The organism is Eubacterium limosum (assembly GCF_000807675.2).
In the GTDB taxonomy this organism is placed as follows: domain Bacteria; phylum Bacillota; class Clostridia; order Eubacteriales; family Eubacteriaceae; genus Eubacterium; species Eubacterium limosum.
Genome location: NZ_CP019962.1, coordinates 2,848,230 through 2,870,510 on the forward strand (window position 1 = coordinate 2,848,230; position 22,281 = coordinate 2,870,510).

At 45.8% G+C, this 22,281-nt stretch carries 14 protein-coding genes; 11 read left to right on the forward strand and 3 right to left on the reverse strand.

The window, feature by feature from the left end:
* The first annotated feature begins 16 nt into the window (after positions 1 to 16).
* From murB to B2M23_RS13405, 10 genes are all read left to right on the forward strand, one after another.
* Complete coding sequence (murB, locus tag B2M23_RS13360; RefSeq protein ID WP_038350751.1) at positions 17 to 925, forward strand: UDP-N-acetylmuramate dehydrogenase; 909 nt, start codon at positions 17 to 19, stop codon at positions 923 to 925.
* A complete protein-coding gene (locus B2M23_RS13365; RefSeq protein WP_038350750.1) occupies positions 925 to 1,656 on the forward strand; it encodes a PHP domain-containing protein in 732 nt (243 codons plus the stop codon). Before murB ends, B2M23_RS13365 begins: the two co-directional genes overlap by 1 nt.
* Positions 1,657 to 1,673: 17 nt before the next feature.
* Positions 1,674 to 2,546 carry an RNase adapter RapZ gene (gene rapZ / locus B2M23_RS13370; RefSeq protein ID WP_038350749.1) on the forward strand — a complete coding sequence of 291 codons (873 nt, stop codon included), beginning with the start codon at positions 1,674 to 1,676 and terminating at the stop codon, positions 2,544 to 2,546.
* A 33-nt stretch (positions 2,547 to 2,579) separates the two neighbouring features.
* Positions 2,580 to 3,596 carry a gluconeogenesis factor YvcK family protein gene (locus B2M23_RS13375; protein ID WP_038350748.1) on the forward strand — a complete coding sequence of 339 codons (1,017 nt, stop codon included), beginning with the start codon at positions 2,580 to 2,582 and terminating at the stop codon, positions 3,594 to 3,596.
* Positions 3,597 to 3,612: 16 nt separating this feature from the next.
* Positions 3,613 to 4,569, forward strand: coding sequence for a DNA-binding protein WhiA (gene whiA, locus B2M23_RS13380; RefSeq protein WP_038350747.1), 957 nt, complete (start codon positions 3,613 to 3,615; stop codon positions 4,567 to 4,569).
* Between the two features lie 347 nt (positions 4,570 to 4,916).
* Positions 4,917 to 6,854 carry a bifunctional metallophosphatase/5'-nucleotidase gene (locus B2M23_RS13385; RefSeq protein WP_052237029.1) on the forward strand — a complete coding sequence of 646 codons (1,938 nt, stop codon included), beginning with the start codon at positions 4,917 to 4,919 and terminating at the stop codon, positions 6,852 to 6,854.
* 175 nt (positions 6,855 to 7,029) lie between these two features.
* Entirely contained in the window at positions 7,030 to 9,477 is a 2,448-nt protein-coding gene (locus tag B2M23_RS13390) for a glycogen/starch/alpha-glucan phosphorylase (RefSeq protein WP_038350746.1), read from the forward strand.
* A gap of 168 nt (positions 9,478 to 9,645) precedes the next feature.
* Positions 9,646 to 10,470, forward strand: coding sequence for an SDR family NAD(P)-dependent oxidoreductase (locus B2M23_RS13395; RefSeq protein WP_038350745.1), 825 nt, complete (start codon positions 9,646 to 9,648; stop codon positions 10,468 to 10,470).
* Between the two features lie 164 nt (positions 10,471 to 10,634).
* Entirely contained in the window at positions 10,635 to 11,429 is a 795-nt protein-coding gene (gene proC / locus B2M23_RS13400) for a pyrroline-5-carboxylate reductase (protein WP_038350744.1), read from the forward strand.
* Between the two features lie 141 nt (positions 11,430 to 11,570).
* Positions 11,571 to 12,377 carry a LytTR family transcriptional regulator gene (locus tag B2M23_RS13405; RefSeq protein ID WP_013379479.1) on the forward strand — a complete coding sequence of 269 codons (807 nt, stop codon included), beginning with the start codon at positions 11,571 to 11,573 and terminating at the stop codon, positions 12,375 to 12,377.
* A gap of 101 nt (positions 12,378 to 12,478) precedes the next feature.
* On the opposite strand, the gene B2M23_RS13410 is transcribed toward B2M23_RS13405, so the two are convergent.
* The 3 genes from B2M23_RS13410 to B2M23_RS20950 form a co-directional block, all read right to left on the reverse strand.
* Entirely contained in the window at positions 12,479 to 15,565 is a 3,087-nt protein-coding gene (locus B2M23_RS13410; RefSeq protein ID WP_038350743.1) for a COG1361 family protein, read from the reverse strand.
* Positions 15,566 to 15,740: 175 nt separating this feature from the next.
* Complete coding sequence (locus B2M23_RS13415; protein WP_038350742.1) at positions 15,741 to 18,833, reverse strand: COG1470 family protein; 3,093 nt, start codon at positions 18,831 to 18,833, stop codon at positions 15,741 to 15,743.
* Between the two features lie 35 nt (positions 18,834 to 18,868).
* Positions 18,869 to 19,099 carry a hypothetical protein gene (locus B2M23_RS20950; protein WP_013379482.1) on the reverse strand — a complete coding sequence of 77 codons (231 nt, stop codon included), beginning with the start codon at positions 19,097 to 19,099 and terminating at the stop codon, positions 18,869 to 18,871.
* Between the two features lie 298 nt (positions 19,100 to 19,397).
* On the opposite strand from B2M23_RS20950, the gene B2M23_RS13420 reads away from it, so the two are divergent.
* Entirely contained in the window at positions 19,398 to 22,250 is a 2,853-nt protein-coding gene (locus B2M23_RS13420; protein ID WP_038350741.1) for an InlB B-repeat-containing protein, read from the forward strand.
* The last annotated feature ends 31 nt before the right edge of the window (positions 22,251 to 22,281 follow it).

A 22,281-nucleotide genomic window follows, 5' to 3' on the forward strand; every position in this document is an offset into this window, starting at 1 on the left:
AGGAACGAGTAAAAGAATGAATAAAGAAATGATCAAGAATAAACTAATGGATGTCATTGCAGCAGAAAGGATTTTATGCGATGAACCCATGAAAAACCATATTTCCTTTAAAGTAGGAGGGCCGGCGGATTTTTTGGTGGTGCCCGAGAGCTGTGAGGAATTTATAAACGTATTGGCCTGCTGCCGTAAAAATAATCTCCCTTTTTATGTAATGGGCAATGGGACCAATCTTCTGGTCAGAGATAATGGCTACCGAGGCGTCATGATAAAAACCCGTCAGCTTTGCAGGATCACGGTAGAGGATACCGGTATCAGCGCAGAGCCTGGCTCATTGCTCAAGGATGTCGCTCAGGCGGCTCTTGAAGGCTGCCTGACAGGCATGGAGTTTGCCTCTGGAATCCCAGGCTCACTGGGAGGGGCTGTTGTCATGAACGCAGGCGCCTATGACGGCGAAATGAAGGATATTATCCGCTCCATCGAAGTCGTGACAGAGGGCGGAGAAATCCTTGAGCTTCCCATCGAGGAGTGCCGTATGGGCTATCGAAAAAGCATTGTTCAGGAAAACCCCTGGTTTGTCACGGGTGTAAATCTGTTGTTAAGAAAAGGGGATTACAATACCATTAAGGCAAAGATGGATGACCTGAACGAGCGCAGAAGGAGCAAGCAGCCTCTGGAATACCCCAGCGCGGGCAGCACCTTCAGACGTCCCGAGGGATATTTTGCCGGAAAACTGGTTCAGGACTGCGGATTTAAAGGCTACTGTGTCGGCGGCGCCCAGGTATCCGAAAAGCACAGCGGCTTTGTCATCAATAAGGACAACGCCACGGCCGACGATATCATCACCCTGATTCAGACCATTCAAAAGAAAGTAAAACAGGACTACGGTGTGGATATGCGCACCGAAGTAATCATGATAGGAGAATAATGAAGCTACTCTGCGATATGCACACCCACACTACCTACAGCCATGGAAAGAATACCATTGAGGAAATGGTAGAGCAGGCACGTGCACTCGGCCTCAGGGCAATCGTAATTTCAGACCACGGCAGAAGCCACCCCATGTTTGGAGTGCGCAGAAAAAATTTCGAGAAAATGCGCCGGGAAATTGACGCGCTCAATGAAAAATACGATGATATTGAGATTTACCTTTCAGTGGAGTCCAATATCACCGGAGCGGACGGCAGCATCGATATCGGAAAAGAGGAACGTCAGTACTGCGACTGGATCTATGCCGGGTATCATTACGGCTACATACCAGCCAGCATAAAGGACGTTTTTCACTTCGCCATCCGAAATTATCTGACCGTGGTTTTCCCGTTTATGAAGGAAAAAACACGGAAGGTTAATACCAGAGCCTATCTGGAAATGATGGACCGCTACGAGCTTAAGATGATTACCCACCCTGGTGATAAGCTGCCAGTGGATCTTGAACCCATTGCCAAAAAAGCGGCTGAGAAGGGGGTTATCCTGGAAATTAACCCGAGGCACAGTCATCTCAACAGTGAGGAGATCAAGATCGCTTTGAAGTATAATGTACAGTTTGCTGTCAACAGCGATGCTCACAGTGTCCAGGCTCTCGGACAGGTACAGGGAGCAGAGGCCATCATAAAAGAAGCCGGCGTTCCCTATGAACGCATTGTCAATATTGAAGAATAATACCTAAGGGAGAAACTATGAAAACTATTATCGTCACAGGTTTATCAGGAGCAGGAAAATCACAGGCAATACAGATTTTAGAAGATCTGGGCTATTTTTGTGTCGATAATCTTCCGCCAAAACTGATTAAAACCTTTATCGAGCTGTGTGAGAATACCGGCGCTGAGATTGAGAAGCTGGCGCTGGTAACCGATATCCGCGGGGATATTTTCTCAGAAGCCTTTCAGAACTCCCTTATCAATTTTAAGGGCGGCAGCAGAGACATCGAAATGCTGTTTTTGGAGGCTGATGATGAAACGCTGATCACCCGCTATCAGGAATCAAGGAGAAAGCACCCCCTGACGGGCATTGCCGGAAGCCTTTCCGAATCCATTAAGCTGGAAAGAGAAAAGATGAGCACCTTCCGGCAGGAAGCGGACTACGTGATCAATACGACGGATATGAGCAACAAGGAGCTGAAGGCAACGCTTGAAAAAATACTGCAAACAGAGACAAGCGAAGCCTTTACACAGATTAACATAGCGTCCTTTGGCTTTAAATACGGGCTGCCAATGAGTGCAGATTTCGTTTTTGACGTCCGTTTTCTCCCCAACCCATTTTATAAAAAAGAACTCCGCAGCAAAACCGGTGAAGACCAGGAAGTACGCGATTATGTAATGTCCTTCGGGGAAGCGCGCGAATTCTATGAAAAGGTCGAGGACCTGATCGAATTCGTCATTCCCCAGTACAGAAAGGTCGGGAAGGAGCATCTGGAGGTTGCTTTTGGCTGCACTGGCGGCCAGCACCGCTCCGTCACCTTTGCTTACCTTATCGAGAAGGCTTTCCGGAAAAAAGGCTATCTGACCAAGATCAGCCACCGCGACATCACAAAGGACCGGGAGGCCAATTAATAAGCCTTATCCGATTATTAGGAGAAAAATACCATGGAAATGAAAGAATATATCAGGGAGTTTACCCTGAAGGATATCGTCACCGTCCGTAACCCCAAGGTGGTTGCACTGGGCGGCGGTACGGGCCTGTCCGTTATTCTGAGAGGCCTGAAAAAGTATACTAACCGTCTCACCGCCATTGTAACAGTGGGAGACGACGGCGGAAGCTCCGGAATGCTGCGGCAGGATCTGGGCATTTTGCCGCCAGGCGATATAAGGAACTGTATTCTGGCGCTGGCCGACGATGAGAATGTTATGCAGTCTCTGTTCAATTACCGCTTTACCGAAGGCGGTCTGGAGGGGCATAACTTTGGAAATCTGTTCTTAGCGGCCATGAACGGTATCAGCAACGACTTCTACGACGCGGTTCGCCGCACCTCAGACGTCCTTCAGATTAAAGGCCGGGTACTGCCCGTCACTTTGGACGACATGACCCTGAACGCCAGTCTGGACAACGGTGAAACCGTCGTAGGCGAATCGCAGATACCAAAGGCAGCCTGCGAAAAGCACTGCCGGATCGAAAAAATCTTTCTGAAACCAGACAAAATCGAACCGCTGGAAGAGACGCTTGAGGCCATCAAAATGGCGGATATTGTCATTATAGGCCCGGGAAGCCTTTATACAAGTGTTATCCCAAACCTGCTTGTGGATGGAATCGAGTCCGCTATCAAGGAAAACAGAGGGCGAAAATTTTATGTGGGCAATATCATGACGCAGCCCGGTGAAACCGACGGCTATACTCAGTGCGACCACGTCCGCGCTATTGAAGCCCACCTGAAAATAAAAGAGCGCAGGCTTTTTCAGTACTGTGTCTTTAACAGTGGGGATCTGCCCGACTATGTGGCGCGGCAGTATCAAAAATACAGCTCCGAAAAAGTGGAAATTGGCGAAATGCTGCCGGAGTACCAGTATGTGACCGATGATTTTATCATCGTTGAAAACGGAAGAATCCGCCACGACGCGGATCTTCTGGCAAGACGAATTTTTGAAGCCTATGTAAACAGTAAATAAGGGAAGGAAGATTTGCGTGAGTTTTTCATCAATGATTAAAAAAGACCTCAGCGCTTTGGAGCCCGAATCCGACGGCTGCGCCCGCGCAGAGCTGTCCGGTATGATCGCCTCCACCGCGGTGATCGAGGTCGGTGAAAGATCCCGGATGTCCTTAAGCTTTAAAACAGAAAACCCCGCGGTGGCAGGACGGATTTTCAAGCTCATGAAAAGGCTGTACAACATTGCGCCAGAGGTATTCATTAAAAAGACCAGAAAATTCAAGGAGCACCGCTATTATACCATTGGTCTTGAAGAAAACGAAGAGGTACAGAAGGTTTTGAAGGATACCCGTATCCTCAGGCACAATGCTAAAGGAAAAATTTTCTTTACCAACGAAGTGCCCGGCTTGTTTTTATCAAAGCAGCGCTATATTAAAAGCTATATCCGGGGCGTGTTTTTAGCCTGCGGTTCCATCTCAAATCCTGAAAAGACCTATCATCTGGAGCTGGTATGCCGTCAGAAAAGCTATCTGAACAGCCTTCGGGAGCTGATGGAGCAGTATGATATTAAAGCCAGCCTGATCACAAGAAAGGGAAGCTGCGTTCTCTACATGAAGGAGAGCGAGAGCGTCGCCGGATTTTTAAATGTCATCGGCGCGCACAAGGCGCTGCTGGAAATTGAAAATATCCGTATCATCAAAGAAATGCGGAACGGCGTCAACCGCCAGGTCAACTGCGAGACTGCCAATATGAACAAGACAGCAGCGGCAGCCTATGAGCAGATCGACAATATTCTGCTGATCAAGGAAAAGACAGGGCTGCATAAGCTCCCCAAAAACCTGTTTGAGATGGCGGAGGTCCGGCTGAACTATCCAGAACTTACGATTAAAGAACTGGGTGAAAAAATGGACCCGCCGGTAGGAAAATCCGGTGTTTATCACCGCTTAAAAAAGCTTAACCAAATGGCAGAGGAGCTTCGGAACAGCGGAGAATAATCAGAAAGCTTAAGAAAAAAAGTTTTCAGTACCGCCTGGCCGTTATTCGATACAGGGGGCTTGCTGCCCGGGAAAATAGCCATTATAATAAAAGTGAGCTTGTATTGCCGCACAGAAAAGTTCACTTTTCCAATCTCTCATTACCTACCTACCTCGGATTTCTTTTCTGTGCGGCTATATCCTTATCGGATGATAAAAATCAAGAGAGAAGCAGGACGCGAGCAGCCACTCGGCCTGCTTTTTTTGTTTTGTGGTGAAAATTTACAAAGGGTTAACGGAGGAATTACCAGGGTACATTAAAAGAGTGATATAATGCCATTAAATTTTACAGGAAAGAAGACCATCCTATGAAACCAGAAAAGAATCTGATTATTTTAACCACCAATGATCTGCACGGCGCATTAGTAAGCAGCCCCGGCGTTGTTGGTGCAGACTATACAGCAGCCCTAAAAAGAGACTATCGAGACGCCCTTTTGTTGGATGCCGGCGATGCCATTCAGGGCAGTGCGTTAGCAGCTTTAAGCAAAGGAAGAGATGTCATCGCACTTATGAACGCAGCGGGCTATGATGCCATGGCCGCTGGAAACCACGAGTTTGACTATGGGCTGGATACATTGCTGTCAAATGCGCGCCGCGCCGATTTTCCCATTCTCTCGGCCAACAGCTCCCGGGACGGAAAACCCGTGCTGGCCGGAGAAGCCTACAACGGCGGCCATAAAATCAATAATGGAGCCTATACCCTATTAAAACGACAGGGTATCACTGTCGGTATCTTTGGTATAACGACACCGGAAATAGCTAACGGTGCAGGGGAAGCAGAGCCGAAGGAAGTGCGTGGAATACACTTTATAAGCCCCCTGACCAGCAGTCGGGAAATCATCAGAAAATTAAAGGAGCTGGGCGCAGAGATTATTATCTGTCTGGCTCATCTCGGAATAGATCCGGGCAGCGCGCCAGAGAACCAGAGTGTTGGTCTGGCGGAAGCCCTGGGAGAAAACAGCGGGCTTGACATCATCATCGACGGACACAGCCATTCTGTTTTTGCCGAAAAAAGGATCAATGGGATTCTTCTACAGCAAAGCGGAAGCGGCGCCCAGCGTATCGGAAAAATCATGATCAATCCTGTAACGCACAGAGCCAGAGGCAGCTTTTTAGAAGAGGAGACCATCAAAAAAACCTGCAAACCGGATAAAAGAGTAACAGTGCTCGCAGACTGGCTGGTAAAAGGCCACGCGGCGAAGCTGGCACCTGTGGTGGCAAGGATTCAGACCGCTCTTTGGGGCGGTACGGTCAATGGGATTAATGAAGCGCGGGTCGCCGAGACGAATCTGGGAGATGCGATTGCCGACGCTATGGCAGATGCGGCGAAGGAACGTTTTAAAAGCCAAATGACCGGCGCCTGTATTTTTGAAGACATGCCAGTCATTGCGCTCCATAACGGCGGCGGTATCCGTGCCAGCCTTCACCGCGGTCAGATAACAGCCGGAGACTGTCTGGATGTACTCCCCTTTGGCAACCGGCTGTATTTCAGAGAGGCAACACCCAGAATCCTGTATCAGGCTTTGGAAAACGGTGTAAGCCGTGTCAGGGGGCAGGACCCGGAGACTGGAAGAATTATTGGCGCTGGCGGCGGCTTCCCTCAGATTTCGGGTGTTACCATGGTCTACAGCCCCGACCGCCCAGTCGGAGAACGGGTGATGTCCGTAACGCTGGATTCTGGCCAGCTCCTGGATCCTGAGGACGATAAAACGCCTGTGATACTGGTCATCGACGAAGCAAAAATTGACGGCGGCGATGGTTATACCATGCTCATGAACCTTCCAGAGCTCGGTGACGGCGGAATCCTGGAGACGGTTTTCAGAGACTGGCTTTCTAAAATAACAGCGGAAAAAGGCGCGGTGGACAGGCCTCCCTCCATCAGCCGGATACAAACAGCCGGGGCCTATCAGCCAAAGCCCTATGACGCATGTGTTCGCATTACACACGGCAACCAGCCAGCTTCGGGAAAGCGTATTGCAGGCTGTATTGACGGTGAAACGCACTTCCAGGCAATTCTAGGAAAAGACGGTATATTACATTTAAGGGGGATGGCAGACGGGCCTCATACCATCAGCATAGATGGCGGAGACGAGGTGCTGGTCAATAATTACAGCGGCGCGGGACTGGTTAAAGGTGGCATAACAGTAAGCGTCAGTCTTAAAAAAAAGAGTGGTTGCCAGGAAAAAAATTGCAGAACACACAGAAGAACAACCAGAAAAAAAGAAAGCACTTTAACCCAGCGCTAAAATAAACAATCAGGATACTTTTCTTAAAATAAAAGAAAAAACTTCTTAAAGAAAAAGTTGATACCGTTATCTATGGGGTTATTTTGGGCAGAAAGGTTGAAAAAATCAGACATTAAAGTTAAGATGGAAACAGAACGAAAAAATTGGTTATTAATTCTGAAAGGAAATCAATAAAATGGCAATTACAGATAAAAATACAAAGCATAAAGTAAATACAAAGGAAGCCTTTAGAAACGCTTTCATCAAAAAAGTTGAAGAAGTCTCCGGCGAAGACTTCAGCGAGTCCACCACCAGACATCAGTACGAAGCGCTGGCAGAGCTGGTGATGGAAGAAATCACGGCGGAGTGGGCTGTAAATAACAGCCGCCTGCACAAAATGGAAGAAAAACAGATTTACTTTTTCTCCATTGAATTCCTGATCGGCCGTTTGTTAAAAGCCTACGTCAATAACCTGGGCTGGGATACCATGGTTGAAGAAACGCTGAACGAGCTGGGGGTTGACTATGAAGCCCTTCAGTCCGAGGAACATGACCCTGCGCTGGGAAACGGCGGCCTTGGCCGTTTGATGGCATGCTTCCTTGATTCGACAGCTGCGCTGGGTTTTCCTGGCCACGGCAATGGCATCCGCTATAAATACGGTCTTTTTGAGCAGAAAATCATTAACAACGAACAGGTTGAGGTTGCGGATATCTGGCTTAAAAACGGCTATCCCTTCGAAATCGTAAAGCCCGATAAGGCTGTTGTGGTTAAATATAACGGGGATGTGCGTGTAGAGGAGGTAAACGGCAAAATGCAGTTTATCCATGAAAACTACGATCCAGTCCTGGCGGTTCCCTATGATATTCCAGTTAAGGGCTACCGAAACAACACGGTCAACTCATTGCGCTTATGGAGCGCCAAGCCTGTAGAAGATTTTGACCTGTCCACCTTTAACCAGGGACACTTTCTCAAAGCCATGCAGCGTAAATCAGAGGCCGAATCCATCAGCCAGATCCTGTACCCAAGCGACCACGGATTTGAGGGCAAGCTGCTGCGCCTGAAGCAGGAATACTTCTTTGTATGCGCGGGCCTCAAACGGATTGTCCGCCGCTATAAAAAGCACAATCATGGCTCTATGGACGGCTTTCCGGATAAAATCTGTATTCATATTAACGACACGCACCCGGCGCTCTGTGTACCGGAGCTCATGCGTATTTTAGTGGATGAGGAAGGCTATGACTGGGATGTTGCATGGGATATGACCATTAAGTCCATCAGCTTTACAAACCATACCGTATTACCCGAAGCCCTTGAAAAATGGCCGATTGATATGGTACAGAAGCTGCTGCCCCGTGTTTACCAGATCATCGAAGAAATTAACCGCCGTTTTATCAACGATATGAACTGGTTCTATCCAGACCAGGTAGACCGCAATTACAGCATGGCTATTTTAAAAGACGGCCAGGTTCATATGGCACATTTAGCCATTATCGGCAGCCACTCCGTCAATGGTGTGGCAGAGCTGCATAGCAAGATCCTGCGTGAGGAGACCTTCAGGGATTTCTACGCGGTGTTCCCAGACCGCTTTACCTCTGTAACCAATGGAGTAACCCAGCGCCGTTTTATGATGGGCAGCAATCCGGGACTAAAAACCCTGCTGGATGATACCATCGGTACAGACTGGAAAAAGCCTGGCAATATGTGCAGCCTCGAAGCGCTGCTGCCCTATGCGCAGGACGAGGCGTTCTGCCAGAAGCTGGGAGACATTAAGCACGCCAATAAGGAACGGCTGGCTAAGTATATCAAGGAAACCCAGGGCATCGTCCTGAACCCGGATTCTATTTTTGACGTACAGGTCAAGCGTATCCATGAATATAAACGCCAGCTCTTAAACATCCTGCACGTCATTCTGACCTATAATCAGCTGCGCTCCAATCCAAATGCCGATATTGTACCAAAGACCTATATTCTCGCAGGCAAGGCAGCGCCCTCCTATGTATATGCGAAGGAAGTTATCCGCCTGATTAACGTGGTTGCAGATCGTGTCAACAACGATCCGCTGGTTAAGGATAAGCTTAAGGTTGTCTTTGTGCCAAACTTTAACGTGTCCGTGGCAGAGATCATCTACCCTGCGGCAGAGATCTCAGAACAGATTTCAACTGCCGGTAAAGAGGCATCCGGTACAGGCAATATGAAATTCATGATGAACGGCGCCCTGACCCTCGGCACCATGGATGGCGCTAATGTCGAAATTGCCGAGGCTGTGGGAATGGACAATGTCTTTACCTTTGGCCTGTCCGATACAGAGGTGTACAATTACAATACCCATGGCGGCTACCGCTCATTGGAAGTTTACGAGTCCGATTCCCGCTTGCAGGAAATCCTTGGTCAGCTGATCAACGGCTTCTTTGGTGAAAGCGCGGGCTTCCAGATGATTTATGACTCCCTGCTGCTGCACAACGATACTTATTTTGTCCTGAAAGATTTTGCCCCGTATGTCGATATTCAGGATATCGCCAGCAATGTGTACAGAGACCAGAAGCAATGGCAGAAAATGTCCACCATCAATATTGCCCACTCTGGAATCTTCTCAAGCGACCGCTCTATTGAGGATTATGAAAAACGGGTTTGGAAAGTTAAATAAGCATTAAAAGAAAGCTGCCGTATCAGTGTAAAGACGCTGATCGGCAGCTTTTTAAATTGGCTTAAAGCGTGGCTTTTAGGAGAAAATCTTGACAAAAACTTGAATAATACCCGGTGAAAATTAAGTTATAATATAAAACAGAGAACGATTTAATAAAGGAGCTTTATCATGAAAAAAATATTCCCGGAACGGTTTAAGGGTCAGGTCATCGTGTTAACAGGCGCTGCGCGCGGTATTGGAAAAGCCACAGCATTGAGGGCAGCAAGAGAAGGCGCAAGGCTGGTTCTGACAGACCGTCTTGAAAAGGAAGGCAGCGAAGTATTAAAGGCTGTGACAGAGGAAGGCGGCGAAGCGATTTTACTGTGCCTGGATCTGTCGATTGAGGAAAACGCCCGGAAAATGGTGGAGGAGGCTGTAAAAGTCTATGGCCGGATTGACATCGCCATCAACAATGCCGGTGTGATGGGAAATCCAGACCCTGTGCACGCCCTGACAAAGGAGCAGATGGATTATACCATGGCCAATAATTTTTATTCGGTTTTTTACAGCTGTAAATATGAGCTTCAGCAGTTTATGAAACAGAAAAAAGGCGGCGCTGTCGTCAACAATGCGTCCATCGCAGGGCTGACTGGTTTGCCGGGCAACCCTGCCTATGTAGCATCCAAACACGCGGTAAACGGGCTGACCAAAAATCTGGCATTGGATTACGCGCGCTTTGGTATCCGTGTCAATTCCGTCAATCCGGCGGGTACAGATACGCCAATGGTAAAGGAAGCATATGAATTTGTCATGCAGAAACAGAAGGAAGCACAGGCGAACGGCGTCTCTGAACAGGAAGCGCAGTCCATGGCAGGCCAGAAAACAGAATCCATGCTCAAACGCGACGCACTGGCAGAGGAACAGGCAGCTTCCATTTTATTTTTGGCGTCCGACGATGCAAGCCATATGACCGGGGAAATTGTGGCCACCGACGGCGGATGGACGTCATTTTAAAAGCATAAAATTCATTAAGTTTTTCAGAGGCTGTCTTATCCGGCAGCCTTTTTTATTTAAAAACAATAACGTATGTGTCATAAAGATGTTACTTTTTATTCTTATTAGGCATATAATAAAGGAATAGAAAAATATATGCCATTATTAAGGAGGACAATGACACAATGAATGAACAGATCAATATTGGTTTTATCGGATATGGAAATATGGCACAGGCCATTGCCAAGGGTTTAATCGGCGCGAAAGTATGCGCGAGCGGGCAGATATTTGCATGCGCCGGTCATTACGATAAGCTGTGTAAAAACGCCGAAGAATTGGGAATAAACGCAGTAAAAACAGCGAAGGAGCTTGTCGGCAAGGTCGATTTTGTCATATTGGCAGTCAAGCCTCATCAGATTGAGAGCGTAACCCGGCCAGTGGTGAATGAGCTTGAGCACAAGGTGGTCATCTCCATTGCTGCCGGATACACCTTTGAAGACTATGAGCGTCTGTTAAACCCAGGCACCCATCACATCAGCACCATTCCAAATACACCGGTCTCTGTGGGCGAGGGCATTCTCGTCTGTGAGGAAAAGCATTCGCTCAGCCAAGAAGAATTCAACCTTTTTAAGGAGTTGTTCAGTAAAATTGCGCTGGTCGAGCTGGTCGATTCCAGCCAGCTCTCCATTGCCGGAACTGTCAGCGGCTGTGCGCCGGCCTATACCGCCATGTATTTAGAAGCGCTGGCCGATGCGGGTGTAAAGCATGGCCTTGCCAGAAAAACCGCTTATCGTCTGGCAGCCAAAATGATCACCGGTACCGGCAGGCTCTATCTGGAAAATGAAACACACCCCGGTATCATGAAAGATGCGGTTTGCTCCCCGGGAGGCACTACCATAAAAGGGGTGGCATCTTTAGAGGAAAGTGGATTTCGAGGCGCTGTCATCAAGGCCATAGACACTGTGGAGGGAGAACAATAAAACCCCACAATGATGTGAATGGTCCAAAGTCGTGACGAACGGTATTTTTTATACCAGGCCGAAATGATATAATAATAAGTAGAGTAAATACTTAAATACAGGCAGAGATTTTAAAAACGTTGCCGGAATAGGAAAAGAAATATGAAGCAGGATGCCGTGGAGCTGACACGCATGATTATGCGAAAACATTACGAAAGAGATCTGGATTTTGTGATTGAGCAGATGGCAGAAGATATTATGTGGATCGGTCCCCTTAAAAGCCAGTTTATCAACGGCCTGGATAACTTTAAAGAAATACTGGAGATTGAGCAGGGGATTCCTTTTCAGGTCAAAGACGACGTTTATGAGCTTGTTGGGGAAAGCGAGGAGGGCTGTGTTGTCAGCGGAAAATATACCGTTTATAACGAGGGCGTCCAGAACTATATCATGCTGGCCGAGCAGCGCTGCACCTTTGTGTACCGCAGGCAGGAGGGAAGACTGCTTGCCATACATATCCATGTATCCAATACGGCAGACAATCTGCTGATTGGCGATGAGAAATATTTCCCCTTTAAAGCTGGCCGTGAAAATTATGAGTATATGCAAAAGCTGATCCAGGAAAAGATCGGCAAAGAGAAGAAGGTCTGCTTTAAAGGTTTGAACAAAGAAGAATACTTTGTGGACATCAACCAGATCATTTACATAGAGGCCGGACACCGTAAGAGCAGGCTGCAATGTGCAGACAAGGCCATGAATATCCGGGTGCCCATCGGAGAAATTGAGACAGAGCTGCCTGAACAGTTTATCAGAATTCACCGCAGCTACATCATCAATCTGGATTATGTATTAAACGTACAGTACCGTGAAATAAATATGTACGATGGCAGTACCCTGCCAGTTCCAGAAAAGCGCTATCCACAGGTACTTAAGAGCATACAGGATTATCATGAGAACCACTCATACCGTTAATGCTGTAATAAATTATGATAAAAAATCAAAAAAAGCAGCTCCTCTGTCTAAACGTGGAGCTGCTTTTTTATAAGAATTATTTGACATGATTATAAAATGTTTTACTGTAACATAACTATTATTTTATTATTAAACATCGTTTGTATAGATTTTGATCGCCAGTCGTTTATATTTTTAGTATCAATATCAGCTTTTAAAAGCGAGATGTTATTTTCCATGTTACCAGTTTTCAGATTGTATAAATCAGCATGATATATAAAGTCACCTTTGAATACAAAATAGCCGAAGAAATTATATTGTTTTATCTGATTACGGTTGTAACTCAGTTTACCGGTGTAAAGATAATTTCCAGGTACGGAAAAGCCGACAGACTCCAGTTCGTCGAGAAGCGAATTTTTACCGCTGGCAGATAACCGTGATTTCATAGAATCTAAAGTTTCAATTGGTGGGGGTGATATAAATCGCTGATCATATAGGAATATATACATACACAAGTTCTGATACATCATGCTTTCATAGAGATCAGGATGAAACATAGACACTCCGGAGGAATACCGTACTCGTTCTTCACACTGTTTAAAAAAAACTTTTGGATCAAAAACAACAAAACAATCATATGCATAAGTTTTTCCGTCAATCAGGTTGATATCCTTTCCCTCCGGAAGTTTCATGCTTGTATCATAGGCCTCGCATTTTTCAATGAATTTTTGAAACTGTCCTCTCATCTGCTCTATTGCGTAATCATATCGATGGTCTGTGTTATTGCTCTGCATATAGCACATGCTTATCATATAGGCCTTCAGGTAGAGTGAGGTGGTATAGGCCAGAAAACGGGATTTAGCAGGAATGGTTTGGGAGGACCAGTTATAGCGTGAATTATAAAGATTCACATAGACATCTAAAGTGCTGTCGCTTTCCATGACATTATCACCGAGAATGGATTTTCCGAAAGCCAGAGTGTCTCTTGCAAAGGTATCGCCGCCGCCGGCGCTGTATGCAACCGTATTATTAATCTCATTAACATAGGTGTGATATTCAGTGGATTCAGTGTCTGTGACCTCCATTAGTTTAGCAAGTACATCATTTTCCGGGCTATTGACTTTGTTAACAGTCCAGGCAAGACTGTCCGCCTCTTTTCCGAATGCGGAAACCTTATCTCGCATTTCCGTATCTTTGATATGATTTATCAGGTCTTTGAGTTCCTGACTGATGGCGTCAGTTTTTCGACTGATCTCAGCAACTTCAGCGTTCAGTGCTACCAAATTATCTCTAATTTCGCCCATTCCACTGGAGGATAAAGCATCACCGCCGAGGCCCAGGATTCCGGCAATTCCCGCCAGAGGGGATCCTGTGACAAAGGAATTGACAATGCTTAGTATTTTAGAAGTGTATACGAATGATTTTGCGACAATATCTTGTGCCGACGCATTTGAAGCTAACAGTTCATCGTCTGAAGCATCACTTTCATATACGACCATGGCGTATTCAGAAGCCTGCACGGGGACCCCGTAGGCGTCAGTAACACAGTTTGTATCCAGATAAAGCCTTTGCGAGTAGGCCCAGTAGGCAAAAAACATTTCAAGCCCTTCATCATCCTCAGCCCAGTTGGGGAGCACAGGATCATCAATTGTCACTGTAAAGCTGAAGCGATTATTTGAACCGTCCATGATCTTTAAAGGTGAGACACTGACACCAGGATGCGGCTCGTCGGCGAGAGCGACGGCTCCCTGTGTTAAATCAACACTGCCATTGAGCGAGCTGACACGGCCAGTAAACTCAGCCGTGGCCTGAGTCTCTTTTTCAGAGCTGCGCACCGCATTCGCCAGAATTAAATCGGTGCTGATTCGTTCTTCTTCAAGCTTGAGCGGCAGCGTCAGGCTGTCACAATTAAGGGCAGCACTGTCAATGGTCATCGTAGTGCCGCGCAGCGCATTCATGACGTCCGTCTTGCTCTCCGCACCATTGACACGTACTTCCAGAAGCCCATCCCTGCTGGAAAGAGTTGAGGGAATGGTCAGGTTAACCGGCTGGATGGCTGGATCATCAAAGGTAAAGGCTGACGCGTCCGCCGTTTGGGAGAACTGTGCAGTGTCGACGCTGAATTGCAGAACAGCCGTATCGTCTTTGTTAAGGTGCACATTGTCAGTGCCTTCCGCAAAATACGGCAGCGGAGAGGAGACATCAACCATCAGACGCCCTTGCTTTTCGCCGTCCTGTTTAAAGCAGTCTTTGTTAAGCTCAAGCAGTCCGTTGCTTTTGTCCTCTTTATCCAAAGTTCCTGTTAGGCTTAACACTAAAGTATGATCGTCCAAAAGATTTATCGTTTCAATTTTAGCGCTTTTAAAAGCATTTTTAAGCGCAATATCCTCAGCCTTGACAGCGTCAGAGAATGAATCTTCCTGACTGGAAATAACAATGTCGAAAAAAGCTGCGCCAGCGGCGACAGAGCTGTTGGTCTGAAGCTTTTCAAACTCAATTTCAGGCAGATCAACCAGCTTTGCAGAACCAATGGAAACTTTGGTAGCAAGTGTCTTTGTGCTTTCGTTTACATTCAAATCATTGTTCACAGAATAAGTAATGCCTTCAATTGCATCAGACAAAGATGCATCCGCGCCGTTTTCTTCCCCGGCGTAAACGGGATTTGGAAAAGCTGTCAGCAGGAGTTGTGTTGTCAACAACAGGCAGAGCGCAATTGAGAGCAGCTTCTGTCCCTTTTTCCTTTTGCAGAGCCAGATACAAAAGACGATCAGTACGGCGGCTAAGACAATGCCAATGCCGATACCGATTTTACTCGGTGTCCCTGTTACAGGATTTGAAGGGACACTGGAGAGCGATACAGGAATCACAGAGCTCTTTTCACCGACCTGTATTGTAAAGCTGTGGAGGATTTTCTGCCCGGTGGCAATCTTATCATAGGTTCTTGTAGTGTTTTCAGAATACAGCCCCTCAGGGAGAGTGGTCTCAAGGGTTACATTCATTAAATCAGCGTTTGTCTGGTTGTCCAGCTCTAAGGTCGCCGTTACCTGGTCGCCATCCTTTACAGATTCTTTATTAAAATAAAGCTGTGTGGGAGGATACCCTTCGGGGGGGCCAGTATCCGAATCCTGGGCAAAAACTGAAAAATTCCCCAGCATTAAAAAGATAAAGAGCATAGAAATCGTTGATAAAATTCTTTTAAACTTTTTCATTTAAAAACACATCCTTTATAATTTTTTAGATATTTTTAAAATATTACTTTACAGTTATTTGAGGCTATAAGCTAAACAGGTTGTCACTGCGGTATCAACAATGGTATGTGAAAATATAGAAACACCGTGTGGAGTGATAGCAATTTGGTAAGCAATAAGACTATAACTTAGCGTTCTATCGGATAAAAGATATTATTTTGTCAGGAAGTAAATTCAGACTAATTTTAGCATCCCATTTTTTATAAGCGAATGCAGATACATTAACGTCAAATAAATGTTCGTTTACTTGGGCAGCACCAGTCTCGAGGTTGAAAACATCTCCATAAAACCTATAGGCTGCCTTTGCGCCGTATTCGTATCCTATAGAGATAGATGGTGTTAAATCTTCATCAATTAAGCTGCTGTTTCCGATATAAAGAACCTTGCCACCTTTTGTATTAAAGCCAAGGTCTGTCAATTCTTCGAGAATAGATGTTTTACCGCTGGAATTAAGTCTGCTTTTCATCGCGATTAATGTTTCCATATCTGGATTTTTGTTGATTGTATTAAAACTTTTATTACGTGCATCAAAAGTGTTTCGGACTAATTCTGTAAAAGATTTCATATACATTGGTTTTGATGAAATATATGAAGTACTAAACATACGTCCGGGAAAACTTCGTTCAAAATGATTTTGCAAGTTATAAGAATAAAGACCATTATAGCTATATTCCTTTCCGTCAATAAGATTAATGTCTTTTCCTTCTGGGAGAACCATAGCCTCATTATAAACATCACTTTTTTTAAGAAATGCTTGGAATTGGGTTTTCATTTCCTCAATGGCGTGATCATATTGATGGTTAGTGTTACTACTCTTCATATAGCACATGCTCATCATATAAGCTTTTAAGTAAAGAGAGTTAGCATAAGCTAAAAAATTAGATTTTGGATTTATAGTTTGTGAAGCCCAATTACAACGGGAGTTGTAAAGGTTCACGTAGACATCCAAAGTGCTGTCGCTTTCCATGAAATCGTCACCGAGAATGGATTTTCCAAAGGCCAGAGTATCTTTTGCAAAGGTGTCGCCGCCCCCAGCGCTGTATGCAACCGTATTATTAATCTGATTGACATAGGTATGATATTCGTTGGAAGCAGTGTCCGTGACTTCCATTAAGTTAGCAATCGCATTATTTTCCTGACTGTTGATTTTATTTACAGTCCAAGAGAGGCGGTCAGCCTCTTTTCCGAATGCAGAAACCTTATTTCGCATTTCTGTATCTTTGATGTGATTTACCAGATATTTTAGATCCTGACTGATAGCATCTGCTTTTTTATTGAGTTCGGCAACTTCAGCATTCAGTGCGATCAAATTATCTTTAATTTCACCCATTCCACTGGAGGATAAAGCATCACCGCCGAGCCCCAGGATTCCGGCACCTATTCCCCAAGGAGCCTCCTTGGCAAAGAAATTGGCAATGCTTAGTATTTTAGAAGTATATGTGAATGATTTTGCGAGAAGATCTTTTCCCGACGCATTTGAAGCTAACAGTTCATCGTCTGAAGCATCACTTTCATAAACGACCATGGCGTATTCAGAAGCCTGAACGGGGACGCCGTAGGCGTCAATGACACAGTTTGTATCCAGATAAAGCTTTTGAGAGTAGGCCCAATAGGCAAAGAACGTTTCAAGCCCCTCGTCCTCCTCAGCCCAGTTGGGGAGCTCAGGATCATCGATTGTCACTGTAAAGCTAAAGAGATTGTTGGAATCTCCTGAAATCTTTAAAGGTGAAACACTGACACCAGGCTGCGGCGCGTCGGCAAGAGCGATGACCCCCTGCGTTAAATCAACACTGCCATTGAGCGAGCTTACACGGCCAGTAAACTCAGCTGTGGCCTGAGTCTCTTTTTCAGAGCTGCGCACCGCATTCGCCAGAATTAAATCGGTGTTGATTCTTTCTTCTTCAAGCGTCAGCGGCAGCGTCAGACTGTCACAATTAAGTGCAGCACTGTCAATGGTCATTGTGGCGCCGCGAAGCGCGTTTAGGATGTCCGTCTTGCTCTCCGCACCATCAACACGTACTTCCAGAAGCCCATCCCTGCTGGAAAGAGTTGAGGGTATGGTCAGGTTAACTGGCTGGATGGCTGGATCATCAAAGGTAAAGGCTGACGCGTCCGCCGTTTGGGAGAACTGTGCAGTGTCAATGCTGAATTGCAGAACAGCCGTATCACCCTCGTTAAGGTGCACATTGTCAGTGCCCTCCGCAAAGTACGGTAGCGGAGAGGAGACATCAACCATCAGACGCCCTTGCTTTTCGCCGTCCTGTTTAAAGCAGTTTTTGTTAAGCTCAAGCAGTGCATTGCTCTCATCCTCTTTATCCAAAGGTCCAGTGAGACTCAACGCTAACGTATGCTCGTCCAGAAGAGTGATTGTATCAATTCTGGCATTTTCAAAAGCATTTTTCAGGACAATATCCTCAGCCTTCACAGCGTCAGAAAATGGGTCACTTTGGCTGGAAATAACAATATCGAAAAAGGCAGCGCCAGCGGCGACAGAGCTGTTAGTCTGAAGCGCTTCATATGTAATTTCAGACAGCTCAACCAACTCGACAGAACCAATGGTGACAGTGGTAGAAAGTACTTCTGTGCTCTCGTTTACTGTCAGATCGCTGCTAACAGAATAAGAGATGCTCTCTACTTCATCAGACAAAGAAGTATCCGTATCACTTTCCTCCTCGGCGTAAACGGGATTTGGAAAAGCCGTCAGCAGAAGCTGTGTTGTCAACAGCAGGCAGAGCGCAATCGAGAATACCATCTGCCCCTTTCTTCTTTTGCAGAGCCAAACAGCAAAGACGATCAATGCAGCGGTTAGGGCAATACCAATGCCGATAGTACCCGGTGCTCCTGTTACAGGATTTGAAGGGATGCTGGAGAGTGACACAGGGATCACAGAGCTTTTGTCGCCAACCTGTATTGTAAAGCTGTGAAGGATTTTTTGTCCGGCGGCGATTTTATCATAGGTTCTTGTGGTACTTTCAGAATACAGCCCCTCAGGGAGAGTGGTCTCAAGGGTTACATTCATTAAATCAGCGTTTGTCTGGTTGTCCAGCTCTAAGGTTGCTGTTACCTGGTCGCCATCCTTTACAGATTCTTTATTAAAATAAAGCTGTGTGTGAGGATACCCTTCGGGAGGCCCGGTATCCGAATCCTGAGCAAAAACTGAAAAATTCCCCAGCACCAAAAAGATAAAAAGCATAGAAATCGTTGACAAAATTTTTTTGAACTTTTTCATTTAAAAACACATCCTTTATAATTTATAAAATATTTTCAAAACGTTACTTTTTCAAAATTATCTGTTGACAGACAATCGAGATTCACAAAATTTTTATCGAATTGAGCCGTGCAGGCAGAGAGCCGATGTGGTGGCCGCCGAGGTGGCCGTGCATAGCCATTGAGAGAATTGCTGTCTGAGGTCTGGGCTAAAGCAGGCATACTCCAAAGCATTAAGAACAAAAGAAGCATGGAGATTGTTGACAGAGCAGTTTTAAATTTTTTCATTTTAAAGCACATCCTTTCATATTATGTTTGGCACCATTTTAACACAGGATTTTTTTCGCACAAGTGTTTTAAATAAAATTAAAGAATATGCTTTTGTTTAGTGTTATGGTTTAAAAAACAGGAAAAATGAACAGAACAGTTATTTCAGGCTATAGGCCAATAATAAACAGGTTGTCACAGTGGTGTCAACAATGGTGCGTGAAAAAGTTTTATATTCGTTTCAAAATAAGTTTTTTACTGTTATACTCAAAAACCAGGCATGAAAAGATAAGCGTCAAAGATGACAGGAGGAATTTATATGAAAAAGTTTTACACACGAGAACTTCACAGGTTAAGTATAGGGTTGCTGATCATACTTACGCTGTTGTTCGCGTTTTTATTAAATACTGCCGTTCAGGCAGAAGAACAGGAGTTACTAAAAGCGAAACAGGTGATTTATACCTTTGATATACCCGATGGAAGTTTAGACGACCGGGATGTTGCGTTAGGAACCAGCCAGGAGCAGCTAGACCTCCCTTCCAGCCTGATTGCTAGGGTAAAAAACGCCGAAAAGGAGCAGAAGTTCGAGGTACCAGTCACCTGGACAGCCCATCCCCAGTATGACAGGGACGCTCCGGGAGAATACCGGTTCACCGCAATACCAGCAGAGGAATATACACTGGCAGATCATCTTACGCCCCCGGGTGTTACAGTAACTGTAAATGAAGCGGAGGTGGATGATCCTAAAGCAGTTGATGAGAGGGAAGATGTGCGATTTAAAGAGGAAAAATCGGAAGATCGGAGTCGCTCCAATCAACCTTTCTCATTTGATATCGCCAGTGGAAGTGTTGTCATTGAGCCTGATACGACAGGCCAATCAGATATTCAGGTCACACAGGGCAGTACAGTCACACGTGGGATCGACTCATCAGATACGATTGAGCTTTACAGCACCTCCGGCGCCACCGTTAATCATTTCGTCATGGTGAAAGGCGGGATCGAGACGAATGTTGCTGCAAATGGTATTAACATTAAATCACCCAGCGGAGACGGCTTTTCCATTACTGAGAATTCGACTGTTACACTTACGCTTGTTGGAAATAACTATGTTCAACCATCAGGCTCCTATTATGCGGGAATATTAGTGCGTGTCGGAAGCTCACCCACTATTGAAGATGGAGGCAATGGTTTTATTGAGGCCAGAGGAGGAAACTACAGTGCAGCCATAGGAGGTGCCTCGTCATATGATGGTACAGGTAGTGGTGACATAACAATAAACAGCGGGACAATTAATTGTTATGCGGGAAAATGGAATGCCATTTTGGGAGGTGATGATGCAAATATAACAATAAATGGTGGAAAGGTAAATATTACTAATACTAATAGTAATTTTGATAAAAAAGGAATTTCAGCAGATACGCTGGTTTTAAATGGAGGGACTGTCTCGGCCGATGGGTACAGAAACCGTAGTATAGAATGCAGCAAAGCAATTATAAACGGAGGAAGTCTGTATGTAAATTCCTCAATATCAGGAACTTTTATCAACAGCGCAGGTCTCCCAGTGTCCCAGAATCGAATTGACGCAAGCTCTGTTTATGGACCGAATGAAATGGTAAAAGCAGGTGAGCTTGACGTCCTGATGGCCAGGCTCCACACGGCACAGGTACCGAATGCTTACTCTAACCTTTACGGCGTCAGGGATGTCTATACCGATTCAAGCGCAAGTGTATATTTATGGCTGCCCCGGGTTAATATGCCGCTCACCGATATTGAAGATCCATCTTCCGTAAAGGACTATGATAACAGCGGACTGCCGGAGAGGATAACCGCCAAATATCTAAGTACGCCAGTCACTTTAAAGCTCTTAAACCCCGATGATTATTCATCATCGGCAGTTTATCAATGGCAATTGAACGGAAAAGATATAGAGGGCGCAACAGCACAGACTCTGGAAGCAAAAGACATTGGTACATATACACTAAATATAACGGACGGAGGTTCTGTTTCCAGCTATCGTCAAATCATATTTTCCGCTGTCTATACGCTTGCCTTTGACAGTAACGGAGGCAAGGGCGTGATGCCGGACCAGACAAAAAATTACGGCGAAGAGCTGCCATTGAACCCAAATGAATATACCAAAACCGGCTACACCTTTAGCGGCTGGAAAGAATTGAAAAGTGGAGCTGTTTATCCCGATAAAGCCACACTAACCGAAGATTTTACAGTCATAGATGGCGAAGTAGTCAAATTATATGCCCAGTGGCGTGCAAATAACTATAACGTCAAATTCGACGGCAACACCGCCGATGGCGGCAGCATGACCGATCAAGCCATGACCTACGATACGGCGGTCAATCTGACGGCCAACGGTTACACCAAAACCGGCTACACCTTTACAGGCTGGAACACCCAGGCCAATGGCGGCGGGACCGCCTATACCGATGGTGAGAATGTTAAAAATCTGACCACAGCAGATGGCGAAACCGTTCCACTGTACGCCCAGTGGCGTGCCAACAAGTACAGCATCCAATTCGAGGGCAACACCGCCGACGGCGGCAGCATGGCCGATCAGGCCATGACCTATGACGAGGCGGCTAGTCTGGAACGCAACAGCTATACCAAGACTGGCTACACCTTTACGGGCTGGAACACCCAGGCCGACGGAGGCGGAACTGCCTATGGCGATGGTGAGGAGGTTAAAAATCTGACCATAGTCGATGGAGAAGTAGTCAAGCTGTATGCCCAGTGGCGTTTACGCACACCGAGCATTGTCACAAGCCAGAGTATTGGAAAACATGGCGATACGATTACTTTGACAGGTGAAGACTTTGAACCGAATGCAGAAGTCATTTTTACGCTGCACTCGATGCCAAAAGAGATTGGGAAGGCACCAGCAGACACAGATGGAAAGGTGACACTTACATTTCAGGTGCCTTTTGACACCGAAGAAGGTGATCATCAGCTAAGGGCAGATAACGGTATTCATTCAGCCCAGACTGGGCTTAAGGTGCTGAAAACAGCCAAAGCGGATTCTGAAAAAATTGATAACAATACAAATGGAACACCTGTTGGAACAGGAATACAAAGCCATGGGTATATTCCGCTCGTTCTTGTTTTAGTACTCTGTGGTATCACTTTTGGTGTACTGTTAAGAAGAAATAAATTGAAATAATACACGTTGCAGATAAATATATGGTTTTACT